We start from the raw sequence: 12,854 nt of genomic DNA on the forward strand, positions 1-12,854 counted from the left end.
CAGTTTGGGGGCACTATTCTTTTTTATGGTGGGTGCCATTGGTTGCGTAATTAATAACGGATTCAACGGTGCGCTCAAATGGTCTTTTCGGACAAGTGACACTCAAAGCTTCGCTCGATTATACCACAAGAACAAAATTCCCCCCACCGCGAAAATACTCGAAATCAGGGTCGCGGTTAAGTTGCCGTACAGGTAAAATCCGGTCGCAAACAGTACCGAGTAAATGGCAATCGCTCCGATAAAAACCGCGGCAATCCGTAAGCTCAGTGGCTCACTGAGTGGAACCGTCCGCTCCGCCGGAATGCTGGCCGCTACCGGCCCCCAGCCCGGTCCGCCCGGGTGAATTTTCAAGTAGAACTCTTGCAGCGTAGCCGCGTCCGTCGGCCGGGTGAGGAAAGTGACGGCGATCCAGATGACCGTTGTCAGCCCAACGCCAATCAGTAGCTGTTCCCAGCCCTCCAGGTGGGGCAGGGTGGGGGAGGTGACGAACTTATTTCTGAGGCTTAGTTCCCAACCGGCGAAGAACGTTTTCGGGTCGGTATCCGGGGTGGGCAGTTGCGCAAAAATCTTGTAGAACAGGAAACTGAGTGCGATAACGAAGGAAGCGGCCATACCGGCAACTTCCGTCCAGGCGTTGATCCGCCACCAGAACCAGCGCAGGATGAAGATCAACCCCGTCCCGGCACCGATTTGTAACAGGATGTTAAAGGCTTGCAGCGCGTTCGACAGGGCCAGCGCGAGAATGGCGGACAACACCATCAGCACGACGGTAGAAATACGACCTACGTTGACCAGTTCTTTTTCCGACGCTTCCGGCTTAATGAACCGCTGGTACCAGTCATTGACGATGTAGCTGGACCCCCAGTTTAGGTGCGTCGAGAGCGTCGACATCAGCGCCGCGATCAGGGAAGCGATGACCAGGCCCAGCAGACCCGACGGCAGGTAGCTCAGCATCGCGGGGTAGGCGAGGTCGTCCTTTACCGTACCGGGGTCGATATCCGGAAAAGCTGCTTGTAAGCTAGCAATGTCCGGGAAAACCACGATCGAAGCCAGCGCAATCAAGATCCACGGCCACGGGCGCAGCGCGTAGTGAAAAGCGTTGAACAGTAACGTCGCCCCGACCGCGTGCCGCTCGTTTTTCGCCGCCAGCATCCGCTGCGCTACGTAACCGCCACCACCCGGCTCCGCGCCGGGGTACCAAACACTCCACCACTGCACGGCCAGCGGCACGACGAGCAGGGGAACGTACACCGCCGGGTCGTCGAATTTTGGAATGATGTCTAACTTGCCGCTCACGACCGGATGCGCAAAGAGTGCGTCCAGCCCCCCGATCTCGGGCATCGCGACGATGTAGACCGCCGCCCAAACCGCGCCGATCATCGCGAAGGTGAATTGGACGAAATCCGTAATCACCACGCCTTTAAACCCACCCAGGGCGGAGTAGATGACCGTCACGACCGACACCATCAGCACCGTCGTCACCGCGTTCAACCCCAGCAATACGCCCGCAATTTTGATCCCCGCCAGGCACACCGTCGCCATGATCATCACGTTGAAGAAAACCCCCAGGTAGATCGCCCGAAATTGCCGCAAGAACCGCGCGGGCTTCCCCGAGTACCGCAATTCGTAAAACTCAAGATCCGTCAGCACCCCCGACCGCCGCCAGAGCCGCGCGTAGACGAACACCGTCAGCATACCCGTCAACAAAAAAGCCCACCAGGCCCAGTTGCCCGCCACGCCGTTGTTGCGCACGATGTCCGTTACCAGGTTGGGCGTGTCGGCCGAAAAAGTCGTGGCCACCATCGAGACGCCGAGCAGCCACCAGGGCATGTTCCGGCCGGAGAGGAAGAACTCCTTCGTCGAATCTCCGGAATTCCGACTTGCGTACAAGCCAATACCGAGCGAGACGATGAAAAAGGCGGCGATGATGCTCCAGTCGAGAGTGTTGAGTTGCATGTGGAAGTTTTAGGAGGGTAGGCGGTAGGAAGAATTAGGCGGTAGGCGGTAGGTTACGGCGAATTAAGATTACGCGAAATTTGCATCGCTAGAGATTAGTAAGTATTACAACCAGCAAATATCTAGTACCCACATTAAATCTAAAACTAATAATTTCTACCGCCTACCGCCTACCGCCTACCGCCTACCGCCTACCGCCTACCGCCTACCGCCTACCGCCTACCGCCTACCGCCTAAAAAACTACCGCCTAATCCCCCTAAACCCCCGCCCCCTCCTGCAACTTAGTAGCATTCTCCGCCACCTGTAATCCTTCGATAACCGGGTCCAAGCCCCCCGCGACGATCTTGTCCAAGCTGTGCAGCGTCAGGTTAATCCGGTGGTCCGTCACTCGGTTCTGCGGATAATTATAGGTGCGAATCTTTTCGGAGCGGTCGCCGGAGCCGACGAGCGACTTCCGGTTGGCTGATTGCTCGGCGGCGGCGGCGCTGTCGGCGGCGTCTTTGATCCGGCGGTAGAGTTGTGCCATGGCGATCTCCTTATTTTTGTGCTGGCTCCGTCCGTCCTGACTCTCGGAAACGATGCCGGTCGGCAGGTGGGTGATGCGGATGGCGGATTCCGTCTTGTTGACGTGCTGGCCACCGGCACCGGAGGCCCGGAAGGTGTCGATCTTGATTTCCGACTTGTTGATGTTGATGTCTTCCTCTTCCATCTTGGCCAATACGGCAACCGTCGCGGCGGAAGTGTGGACGCGGCCCTGGCTTTCCGTGCGGGGCACGCGCTGGACGCGGTGCACGCCCGATTCAAACTTCAGGCTGGAGTACACGTCGTCGCCCTGTACTTCAAAAACGAGCTTAGAGTAGCCGCCCGAGGTGCCTTCGTTTTCGTCGACCATCTCAATCTTCCAGCCCCGCCCCTCGCAGTAGCGTTTGTACATGTCGAACAGGTCGCCGGCAAAGATCGCCGCCTCGTCGCCGCCCGCGCCAGAACGGATTTCCATGATGATGTCCCGCTCGTCTTCGGGGTCTTTGGGGATGAGCATCACCTTAATGTCCTCGTCCATCGTCTCTTTCTTCTCCCGCAAGTCATCGTACTCCATCTGCGCCATCTCCCGCATCTCCGGGTCGGGGTCCTTGCGCATTTCTTCCGACATCTCGATGTTGTCGAGCAAGTCCTTATACACCAGGTACGTATCCGCGATGGGCTTCAGCTTGCCGTATTCCTTGTTCACCTTCGTGAAGCGGTTGGTGTCGGTGATGATCTCGGGGTTGCCGAGTTGTTCTTCGAGGTTCTTGAAACGGATGTAGATGGCGGCTAGCTGGTCGATCACGGGGCGGGGGGGATTTTCGGGGCGGCGAAGTTACGGAGAAATAGGAGGGTACGGAGCAGGGAGTTTGTGGCCCACATTCTCAACTCCTGCTTCCGGTAGTACAACTTGGCACCCGCGACCGCGCGTAATTACTTTGAAATTCAAAGTAAAGGGTCTATCTTTGAGGAAACTAGGCCACCGATGGGTTTCATGCTACTTATTATACCGTTAATTGTCGGTATCATTTTTCCACCAATTCAACTCCTATTCCATACGTTCAGAGTAGGTGCTAAAAATAAGCCCGATGGTTGCCTGGCCAGCCTGCTCGTTGTTGCGGACATCTGTACTCTGGTATTCATCCCACTTGTTGGCTATTCCTTTTTCGCGGAAAGCGTATCGCAAGGAATTCCTACCGCGGTAGTTATTAGTTGGTCGGTAACTGTAATACTGGTTGTCTTCGCTTATTTTTATTCCACGAGCCTGACGAAGCCCGGCAATGTTTCCACCGAAATTTTACTAATGGGTGCGATGGCGGTTGGCGTCATATTAAATGCACTAATGGGTATCGTATGGAAGAGCGAAGATTTATTGATCGTGGTGAACGGTCCCATCGCGCTGCTCTTCATTTTGGGCATAGCAAAGCGCAACCGCCAAATCTCTTTGGTTCTGGCTGACTCGAAAGGCCGTAACGAATTTGCCGAGACCGAGGTGTTGGATTACATTGGCGTTAAGGGCAGCCATTCGCGTCCGATCCCGGCTAAATCTGCGTTAGATAGATTCTTACTCCCAGCGCTATACCAACCGATTTTGGTGCGGTGGATTTTAGCTGGCGGTATAGGGCTGCTGATTTTCTTACTATCGATGCTGGTCCCCGTCCTGTTCGGCATTTCGGTTGCGGAGGTTTTTGAAAGCTACGTATATGGCGGCACCAATTTTTAAAACCATTTGAATTAAGTGGCGCGGACGCGGGTGCAAGGAAAGGGGAAAAGCAGAGTTAATTAGGCCAACCCTCAACACCGCTGGCTAGACCGTCTCGGCGTGTGGCACTACCTACTGACCTTCGACGAGCAGGGTAAGTGGTCAGAAAAAGTCGCGATCGACTTCGAAATCACGGTCCGCCACCTCCTGGCCCTCGACGATGCGGCCCGGGCGAACGGGCTGGCCGTACAGAAGGTAATTTTGAAGATCGCCCTGAAGGACGAATTATTCGCCACCCCTTCCGGCCGCAAGCTAAAGAAACGCGGGGGTCTACTTCGCTCGCGCGCTGCCGCCGCTGGTAGATAATCTTCACGACGATCATTACCACGTGGATTTTAAGTTCCGGTAGAAAGTAAAAAGCGGCAACGTAGTTAGTATAATGTGTAGGCTCGCCGTACTTTTGCGGCTGAATTGGGAAAGCCCCATAACGCCAACCTCTATGAAGCTGACTTCGCGCCTGTTCCTTTTGCTGGTCTTTACGCTGTCTTTCGGTACGCTCTTCGCCAGTGGCGGCGAGGGTGCGGAGGTTGAGAAGTACGATCCCGTCGAAACCATCATGCACCACATTGCCGATGGTAACGAGTTCGAGATCGTGCACGGCGTCAACATTCCCCTTCCAGTTATCCTTTTTGCCCCCGGCCACGGCTGGACGTTCGGCATGAGTAGCATGTTCGACCACGGCCACCACGCCGTCAAAGGCTACTTGATGAATCACGGCCGTATCAACCGGGTTGCGGACGAGTCCTTTCCCCAAGGCCACGTCATCATCAAAGATGCCCACGCGATCGATACTTATAAGTACAAAGTTGACGGTGGCCCGATTGTCGGCGAAGAGACTGACGAAATTTCCAAAGAAGAACTAAACGAAGCAGATTTTTTGCTCCACGATGGGAAGTACTACCAGCTGGACCGCGCTTCGGCGGCCGATGGTGGTTTGTTGGGCGGAGGCATTACTAGCTTCTACGATTTCAGTATCACGAAGAATGTCTTTGCGATGATGTTAGCGGCACTATTGCTAATCATTGTCTTTACCATCGTGGCGGGTGCATACAAGAAGAGAGATGGGCAGGCCCCAACAGGTTTCCAAGGCTTTATGGAGCCCGTCTTCCTTTTCATCCGCGATGAAGTCGCACGGCCGATGATTGGGGAACAGCACTATGCACGGTTTTTGCCATTCATTATGACGATTTTCTTCTTCATTCTGTTTTGTAATTTGCTTGGCTTGATTCCCATTTTTCCTGGTAGCGCAAACATAACTGGAAACCTAGCAGTAACCATGGGCTTAGCAGTCGTGGTTTTTATCGTTACCAACCTGAATGGTAAAAAAGATTACTGGCAGCATGTCTTCTGGATGCCCGGCGTACCTGTTTTCATCAAGCCAATTTTGGCGGTAGTGGAGATACTTGGTTTATTTATTAAGCCTTTCTCCCTGATGATTCGCTTGTTCGCTAATATTACGGCGGGCCACATCATCATTCTCTCGCTCATCGGCTTAATTTTTGTCTTTGGTGACAGTGGCGAGAGCATTGGCGGCGCTACGGTTGGTGCAATCGTTGGCGGGGCGTTTACGGCATTCATGAACCTCATTGAACTGTTAGTTGCCTTCCTCCAGGCTTTTATTTTTGCCATGCTAGCCGCCAGCTACATCGGCGCGGCGGTGGAAGAGCACGATCACCACGATGAAGACCACGCGGTAGAACACAAACACGGTGGTGCTTACGCGGAAGCGGTAGCCCACAACTAAGAATTTTCTTTTCACCTTTTAAATTCCATAACTATGGGAGCTATAGGAGCAGGTATTGCAGCACTCGGTGCAGGTATTGGAGTCGGTATGATTGGTAGCAAGGCTACTGAGTCTATCGCCCGTCAGCCAGAAGCATCAGGCGACATTCGTACGGCCATGATTATTACGGCCGCACTGATTGAGGGCGCCGCCCTCTTCGCCATTGTAGTAGGTCTTTTGGCTAGCAGCTAAGACAAGGCCGACTGCACTGCAATCGAAAGATAGCCGGTGGCCGAACCGCGATTGGCGGCGGCCCCGGCTTATTTCAATTTTACCCAGGTGAATCGTACACCCACAAGTATCAACAATGATTAATTTTTTCCTCGTCGACTTTAGCGTTATTCGGCCAGAAATCGGCCTCCTCTTCTGGACGGTCGTAATCTTTCTGCTCGTTTGGGGTATCCTCGGTGCTACCGCCTTCAAGCCCATTCAAAACGCGCTGAGCGTACGGGAGACCGGCATCCAAAATAGCATCGACGAAGCCAAGCGCGTTCAGGCGCAGATGGCCCAGCTGAAGGAGGACAATACCAAACTGCTAGCTGAGGCGCGTGAAGAGAGCATCCGCATCGTTTCTGATGCAGAAGCCTACGCCAAGCAGCGCCGCGCCGAAGCCATCGACGAAGCCAAGGCCGCCGCCCAAAAAGTGAGCGCCGACGCCCAGCGCGACATCGCCAACATGCGCGACCAAGCCATGGTCGACCTCAAGCGGGAAGTCGGTAACATGGCCATCGACGTTGCGGAGAAAGTCTTGCGTAAAGACCTCAAGAGCGACATCAGCCAGACGACCCTCGTCAACGAATTGGTGAAAAACCTTAACTAGACCACCCCATGACCAATCAAAGAGTAGCCGACCGGTACGCCAAGTCCTTGCTGGACCTCGCCGTGGAGCGAGCGCAACTCGATGTCATCAAGGGTGACGTCGATGATCTGTTGTCCCTAACCGGTAACCGCGACGTCGCGAACTTGCTGGCTAGCCCCATCATCAACCCGAGTAAGAAGAAGGCTATCTTCAGCGAGTTGCTGGATAAGGTTGGCGTCACACCACTGACAAAAGTTTTCGTAGATGTCCTGATTACTAAAGGCCGGGAGCCTGACCTGATCGGTATCCTCAAAGCTTTTATTAAGCAGTATAAGAAGCTCAATAACATCAGTACCGTCAAAGTAACGAGTGCCATTGCACTTTCCGCTACGGAACTGGATGACATCAAGAAACAACTGATTGCCGGTGGTAAGACGGAAACTACCGTCGACATCGAAACCAGCATCGACCCCTCCATCATCGGTGGGTTCATTCTGGAGTTCGGCGGACAGGTGTACGACGCCAGCGTCGCACACAAACTGAGCGAACTTCGCAAGGAGATCGCTTAAGTGCGTAAATGGCCAGCGGGTCAATTACCACTCTCAATAAATCGCAAGTATTTTAAAGCATAGCAACCATGGCTGGAATTAAGCCCGACGAAATTAGCGGTATCATCAAAGCACAACTCAGCGGCGCCAACACGGCGGCTGAGTTGGAAGAATACGGTACCGTCCTCCAAGTGGGTGACGGTATTGCCCGCGTTTACGGCCTCGAGAACGCCCAGGCGGGTGAGCTCGTTACGTTCGGCAACGGCACGGAAGCGATCGTACTGAACCTCGAAGAAGACAACGTCGGTGTCGTACTGATGGGAACATCCGTCGGTATCCAAGAAGGTAGCCGTGTTTCACGGACCGGGCGAATCGCCAGCATTAACGTCGGTGAAGGCATGATCGGCCGCGTAGTCGATGCCCTCGGTCAACCGCTCGACGGTAAAGGCCCTATTACCGGGACGACCTACGAAATGCCGCTGGAGCGTAAAGCCCCCGGTGTTATCTACCGCCAGCCGGTAACCGAGCCACTTCAGACCGGCATCAAAGCCATCGACGCGATGATCCCCATCGGCCGTGGTCAGCGGGAATTGATCATTGGTGACCGCCAGACGGGCAAGTCCGCCATCGCCATCGATACGATCCTGAACCAGCGGGAATTCTACGACCGCGGTGAGCCGGTTTACTGTATCTACGTCGCTTGTGGCCAGAAGAACTCTACCGTAGCGCAGATCGCCAAGACGCTGGAAGAGAATGGTGCCATGGCCTATTCTACCATCGTCGCTTCTTCCGCCGCCGACCCCGCTCCACTCCAATTCTACGCCCCCTTCGCCGGTGCCGCCATCGGTGAGTTCTTCCGCGATACGGGCCGTCCAGCATTGATCATTTACGATGATCTTTCTAAGCAGGCCGTCGCTTACCGCGAAGTATCCCTCCTACTCCGCCGCCCTCCAGGACGTGAAGCTTACCCCGGTGACGTATTCTACCTCCACAGCCGCCTCCTCGAACGCGCCGCCAAGGTGATCAACGATGATAAGCTGGCCCGGGAAATGAACGACCTTCCCCCCAGCCTCAAAAATGCCGGCATCGTAAAGGGTGGTGGTTCCCTGACGGCCCTGCCGATCATCGAGACCCAGGCCGGTGACGTATCCGCCTACATCCCGACCAACGTGATCTCCATCACCGACGGTCAGATATTCCTGACTTCGACCCTGTTCAACAACGGTATCCGCCCCGCGATCGACGTAGGTATCTCCGTTTCCCGCGTGGGTGGTTCGGCGCAGATCAAGCCGATGAAGAAAGTATCCGGTACCCTGAAGCTCGACCAGGCTTCCTACCGAGAGCTGGAGGCCTTCGCTAAGTTCGGTTCCGACCTCGATGCTTCCACACAGAACATCCTCGAAAAAGGTAAGCGTAACGTGGAGATGTTGAAGCAGCCCCAGTACTCACCCGTCGCGGTGGAGAAGCAGGTCGCCATCATTCACCTCGGCACGAACAACCGGATGAAGGACGTACCCGTCAACAAGATCAAAGAGTTCGAAGCACTGTTCCTGAGCGAAACCGAGCGCCAACTCCCCGACGTACTGGAAAACTTCCGGAACAAGAAGTTCGACAAGGCCGACCTCGCTAAGCTGGATCAACTTGCGGAGCAGTTAGTACCACAATTCGCGTAGATTAGAGGCTGCACTTTTAGATGGCTTCCGCCCTTCGTGCTAATGCTTTAAATTAAAGCATGGTGCCCAAAAGAGTGAAGTTGACCCAAAAGCGAAGCGTCCAAAATTAAAAGAAATGGCTAACTTAAAGGAAGTCCGCGAACGGATCGGATCGGTAAAGAACACGCAGCAGATCACTTCCGCGATGAAGATGGTGTCGGCGGCGAAGATGAGCCGGGCCGCGCAGCGCATCAACGAAATGCGGCCCTACGCGGAGAAGCTGAACGAGATGTTGACGAATATTCTCTCCAATTTAGAAGGTGATGCGTCGACGAGCTTCAACGTTGTCCGGCCCATCACGAACGCCTGCGTAGTTGTTGTGACTTCGAGCCGTGGTTTGGCCGGCGCATTCAATACAAACGTAGTGAAGGCGGCCGTGCGGGTCATCGAAGACGAATTAGCCGAAGCCAGCCACATCGACGTAATTTGCATCGGTAAGAAGGGCCGGGAGTTTTTCGGTCGGAACTACGGTAAGAACAGCCGCTTTACGATTGATCGCCAGTTTCAGGAGCTCTTTCAGGACCTTTCTTTCGACAATACAAAGGACGTTCCCGAATTGATCATGAACCGCTTCAAGGGGGAAGCATACGATAGCGTCCACGTAGCCTACGCACAGTTCAAGAACGCGGCGGTTCAGTTCGCAAACGCCGTTCAGTTTCTACCGGTGACTTCGATTGCCAACGAAGCGGGGCCAACCAGTAACGCCGACTACATTTTTGAGCCCACCAAAGAAGTGCTGCTTGCGGAACTGGTTCCCACGATCCTCAAGACGCGGTTCCAATCCTTTTTGCTGGACACCAACGCTTCCGAGCACGGTGCCCGGATGACGGCAATGGATAAGGCCACGGAGAACGCTCAGGAACTCCTGAAGGACCTCAAGATCACCTACAATAAAGCGCGCCAAGAAGCAATTACGAAGGAGATTCTCGAGATTGTCGGTGGTGCCGCCGCGCTGGAGGACGATTGATTTTTGCTTAGCGACAAAAATACTGAAGCCCCGGTCCGTAAAGGCTCGGGGCTTTTTAAATTACCGAACCATTTTATTTGCGGTTTCTTCGTTTATTGGCCGCTACTTCTTCTTGCAAGCCTGCTCCGTACATGAACCGACTACTTCCCCTATTTATCTTTTCGTTACTTATTGCTGCTTGCGGCGATGCCGATAATGCTGAATCCCCGGACGAAGTAGCTGCCTCCGTCTCACCCACCACCCCGGCACCCGCGACCGCGCCCAAGCCCACTTACGGAAACGACCGCCGCGCCTGGGTCGACGGCCTGAACCTGCGCAAAGAACCCCGTACGGGTTCGGAAATCCTCACCCAACTCAGCACCACGGACGAGCTGACCCTCACCGGTCAGAAATCAGCGGAGTCGGACGCCGTCGTGTTGCGTGGCGTACTCTACCGGGAGCCTTGGTACGAGATCAAAACGGAAGCGGGCCAAACCGGGTGGGTCTTCGGTGGTGCCATTAAAGCCGAAGGCGAGTCGAAGGGCAATCGCAACTTTACCGCGACTGATTTCAATTATCCTTACCTCGGACAATTCAACCTCAGCCGCTGGGAAGCGGCGGAAGCCGTGGGGGAAGACGGCGGGGATTACGAACGCTCCACCACCACGTACCGGGGCGACGGACAGGTAATGACCGTCACGAGCGCCGAAGGGGAATACGGTCTTTTCACCGACCACGTGCTGATGAACGCCAAGGGCGACACGCTACGGGCTCGCCACTTTGAATTCAGTAATTCCGCGCTCGAGTTATTCGAGGAAGTGATTGACTACACCGGCTCCGAGCCGATGGTTCACACCCGCCGCCAGCAAAGCCCTAAACCTTACCAACAACTCTCCGGGCGTCCGGAAATGGTGCGGGGCGCATGGACGAGCAAGCGATACGCACCGGGGGAAACGATCGACATTGACATCTAAACGGCCCGTCGCGGTGTTGAAAATCCTCGAAAATAAGCGTATGTCCCTCCCAACTACCGATCAATTATTCGCGGCCATTCGCGCCGGTGATTCCGCTCTCGTCGCTCGCATCATCGCCGCTAATCCCGCGCTCGCCAACCAGCCGGACGGGCGGGGTTTCCTCCCGGTCGTGCTGGCTACGTACGTCGATGACTTAGCCGTTACGCAAGCCCTCGTGGCCGCCGGCGCGGACCCGAACGCCGATACCGGTGGGGGGACGGCCCTGATGGGCGCTGCCTTCAAAGGTCACCTTCCCGTAATCCAGTATCTGATTAAAGCGGGGGCAAAGGTGAACGCCACCAACGCTCAGGGCGGGTCGGCGCTGAGCTTTGCGCGGATGGGGAATCACAAGGCGGTCGTGACTTTTTTGCTTGAGCAGGGCGCGAAGTAGGGGCCAGGCCACCGTGCCTCGTCAGACACCTGCTACAGTTTAGTCCACTTCACCTCACCTTTAGAGTTTTCCACTACTTTCTCTACGAAGATCATCCCCCGCAAGCCATCGTCGATGGAGGGAAAATCTCTCCTGAGTTCGTCGGGTTCCGTTTCTTCCAATCTGGCGCGGACGCAGGAGGCAAAGTTTTTGTAGATGTTAGCAAAGGCTTCCAGGTAACCCTCGGGGTGGCCGGCGGGGATGCGCTGAGCCGCCTGGGCGACGGGGGAGAGTTGGCCGACGCCGGTGCGGTAGCGAACGGTAGGGTCTTCCAGAGATTTGACGAGTAGCGTATTGGGTTCCATCTGGTGCCATTCCAGGCCACCCGTCTCGCCCCAGATGCGGATGTTAAGGCTGTTTTCCTCACCGACGGCAATCTGGCTACAGTGCAGGACGCCCCGCGCGCCTTTTTCGAAACGAAGTAGAATGTTGGCGTCGTCGTCCAGCCGGCGGCCCGGTACGAAGGAAGTTAGTTCCGCGCAGACTTCGGTGATTTTGAGGCCGGTGACGTATTCGGCTAGGTTTTCGGCGTGGGTGCCGATGTCGCCCATCGCACCGCCCATGCCGGACTTGGCGGGGTCGGTCCGCCAGGAAGCTTGCTTCTGGTCACTGTCCTCGACTTTGGTAGCCAGCCATCCCTGTGAGTACTCCACGGCGACTTTCCGGATTTTACCAATCTCACCCCCGGCGATCATGGCGCGGGCTTGCTTGACCATGGGGTAGCCGGTGTAATTGTGGGTCAGGGCGAAGATTAGGCCGGTTTCGTCGACCAACTTCTTGAGGATGCGAGCTTCGTCGACGCTGAAGGTGACGGGCTTATCACAGACGACGTGAAAACCGTTCTCGAGGGCCAACTTGGCGGGGCCGAAATGTACGTGGTTGGGGGTAACGATGGACACGAAATCCATCCGCTCGCCTTCCGGGAGTGCTTTTTCCTTGGTCATCATCTCCTCGTAGCTACCGTACACGCGGTCGCTGGGCAGAAAAAAGTCTTTTCCCGAGAGCCGGCTCTTTTCCGGGTTGGAGCTGAAAGCGCCGCAAACCAACTCAATTTGCTGGTCGATGGCGGCGGCAATGCGGTGAACGCCGCCAATGAAAGCGCCCCGGCCTCCGCCCACCATTCCCATTCTTATTTTTCTGGACATAATCTTTTTGCTTGCGTTATCTGAATGCGATAATACAACATTGCCGGTAGTCAGGGCTAACGCGACGCAGAACCCCGGCCTGCGAATTTTCCCTGCACCCGCGTCCGCGCCCTGGCACACGGGGGTAATCGAAGCAGGCAAAAAACGATTCCGAAAGTTATTCTTACTCTTTTAGTGAGCTAATGGACGGGAAACATTGACTTTTGACGAACAATTCCGCGTGTTTCTGCGCTCTAT

Annotated in this window: 13 protein-coding genes; 10 read left to right on the plus strand and 3 right to left on the minus strand. The window is 55.3% G+C overall.

The genetic code is table 11. The annotated features are described in order from the left end of the window. Positions 1-102: 102 nt before the first annotated feature. Together GGR27_RS11390 and prfA are read right to left on the minus strand one after the other, a co-directional pair. Positions 103-1,956: a sodium:solute symporter family protein gene (locus GGR27_RS11390; RefSeq protein WP_168037574.1), complete on the minus strand. Its 1,854-nt coding sequence runs from the start codon at positions 1,954-1,956 to the stop codon at positions 103-105. A 257-nt stretch (positions 1,957-2,213) separates the two neighbouring features. Further along, positions 2,214-3,284 (minus strand): peptide chain release factor 1, encoded by a 1,071-nt coding sequence (prfA, locus tag GGR27_RS11395; RefSeq protein ID WP_168037575.1) that lies wholly within the window; start codon positions 3,282-3,284, stop codon positions 2,214-2,216. A gap of 180 nt (positions 3,285-3,464) precedes the next feature. On the opposite strand from prfA, the gene GGR27_RS11400 reads away from it, so the two are divergent. From GGR27_RS11400 to GGR27_RS11445, 10 genes are all read left to right on the plus strand, one after another. Beyond that, positions 3,465-4,202, plus strand: coding sequence for a hypothetical protein (locus GGR27_RS11400; protein ID WP_168037576.1), 738 nt, complete (start codon positions 3,465-3,467; stop codon positions 4,200-4,202). Between the two features lie 99 nt (positions 4,203-4,301). Beyond that, the gene (locus GGR27_RS11405) at positions 4,302-4,547 is read left to right on the plus strand and encodes a hypothetical protein (RefSeq protein WP_168037577.1); all 246 of its coding nucleotides are present in this window, start codon (positions 4,302-4,304) and stop codon (positions 4,545-4,547) included. 133 nt (positions 4,548-4,680) lie between these two features. After that, entirely contained in the window at positions 4,681-5,985 is a 1,305-nt protein-coding gene (gene atpB, locus GGR27_RS11410; RefSeq protein WP_168037578.1) for a F0F1 ATP synthase subunit A, read from the plus strand. A 33-nt stretch (positions 5,986-6,018) separates the two neighbouring features. Further along, positions 6,019-6,216, plus strand: coding sequence for an ATP synthase F0 subunit C (atpE, locus tag GGR27_RS11415; RefSeq protein ID WP_168037579.1), 198 nt, complete (start codon positions 6,019-6,021; stop codon positions 6,214-6,216). Between the two features lie 115 nt (positions 6,217-6,331). Further along, positions 6,332-6,844 (plus strand): F0F1 ATP synthase subunit B, encoded by a 513-nt coding sequence (atpF, locus tag GGR27_RS11420; protein ID WP_168037580.1) that lies wholly within the window; start codon positions 6,332-6,334, stop codon positions 6,842-6,844. Between the two features lie 8 nt (positions 6,845-6,852). After that, positions 6,853-7,392, plus strand: coding sequence for an ATP synthase F1 subunit delta (gene atpH, locus GGR27_RS11425; RefSeq protein WP_168037581.1), 540 nt, complete (start codon positions 6,853-6,855; stop codon positions 7,390-7,392). A 68-nt stretch (positions 7,393-7,460) separates the two neighbouring features. Further along, on the plus strand, positions 7,461-9,044 hold the full coding sequence (gene atpA / locus GGR27_RS11430; protein WP_168037582.1) for a F0F1 ATP synthase subunit alpha: 1,584 nt from the start codon (positions 7,461-7,463) through the stop codon (positions 9,042-9,044). A 115-nt stretch (positions 9,045-9,159) separates the two neighbouring features. Further along, on the plus strand, positions 9,160-10,050 hold the full coding sequence (gene atpG / locus GGR27_RS11435; RefSeq protein WP_168037583.1) for an ATP synthase F1 subunit gamma: 891 nt from the start codon (positions 9,160-9,162) through the stop codon (positions 10,048-10,050). 131 nt (positions 10,051-10,181) lie between these two features. Further along, complete coding sequence (locus tag GGR27_RS11440) at positions 10,182-11,003, plus strand: SH3 domain-containing protein (RefSeq protein ID WP_168037584.1); 822 nt, start codon at positions 10,182-10,184, stop codon at positions 11,001-11,003. 40 nt (positions 11,004-11,043) lie between these two features. After that, positions 11,044-11,433, plus strand: a complete 390-nt coding sequence (locus GGR27_RS11445) for an ankyrin repeat domain-containing protein (protein ID WP_168037585.1) — start codon at positions 11,044-11,046, stop codon at positions 11,431-11,433. 32 nt (positions 11,434-11,465) lie between these two features. Here GGR27_RS11445 and GGR27_RS11450 read toward each other — a convergent pair whose 3' ends face one another. Continuing rightward, positions 11,466-12,617: a Gfo/Idh/MocA family protein gene (locus tag GGR27_RS11450; protein WP_245184617.1), complete on the minus strand. Its 1,152-nt coding sequence runs from the start codon at positions 12,615-12,617 to the stop codon at positions 11,466-11,468. Positions 12,618-12,854 lie beyond the last annotated feature (237 nt).

Source organism: Neolewinella antarctica (assembly GCF_011927835.1).
In the GTDB taxonomy this organism is placed as follows: domain Bacteria; phylum Bacteroidota; class Bacteroidia; order Chitinophagales; family Saprospiraceae; genus Neolewinella; species Neolewinella antarctica.

What these genes read in the sequence shown, in the direction of transcription:
- atpA (WP_168037582.1), top strand. Translation starts at nt 7,461, where the DNA reads ATGGCTGGAATTAAGCCCGACGAAATTAGCGGTATCATCAAAGCACAA.
- atpF (WP_168037580.1), top strand. Translation starts at nt 6,332, where the DNA reads ATGATTAATTTTTTCCTCGTCGACTTTAGCGTTATTCGGCCAGAAATC.
- GGR27_RS11445 (WP_168037585.1), top strand. Translation starts at nt 11,044, where the DNA reads ATGTCCCTCCCAACTACCGATCAATTATTCGCGGCCATTCGCGCCGGT.
- GGR27_RS11450 (WP_245184617.1), bottom strand. Translation starts at nt 12,617, where the DNA reads ATGTCCAGAAAAATAAGAATGGGAATGGTGGGCGGAGGCCGGGGCGCT.
- atpE (WP_168037579.1), top strand. Translation starts at nt 6,019, where the DNA reads ATGGGAGCTATAGGAGCAGGTATTGCAGCACTCGGTGCAGGTATTGGA.
- atpH (WP_168037581.1), top strand. Translation starts at nt 6,853, where the DNA reads ATGACCAATCAAAGAGTAGCCGACCGGTACGCCAAGTCCTTGCTGGAC.
- atpB (WP_168037578.1), top strand. Translation starts at nt 4,681, where the DNA reads ATGAAGCTGACTTCGCGCCTGTTCCTTTTGCTGGTCTTTACGCTGTCT.
- GGR27_RS11390 (WP_168037574.1), bottom strand. Translation starts at nt 1,956, where the DNA reads ATGCAACTCAACACTCTCGACTGGAGCATCATCGCCGCCTTTTTCATC.
- GGR27_RS11440 (WP_168037584.1), top strand. Translation starts at nt 10,182, where the DNA reads ATGAACCGACTACTTCCCCTATTTATCTTTTCGTTACTTATTGCTGCT.
- atpG (WP_168037583.1), top strand. Translation starts at nt 9,160, where the DNA reads ATGGCTAACTTAAAGGAAGTCCGCGAACGGATCGGATCGGTAAAGAAC.
- GGR27_RS11400 (WP_168037576.1), top strand. Translation starts at nt 3,465, where the DNA reads ATGGGTTTCATGCTACTTATTATACCGTTAATTGTCGGTATCATTTTT.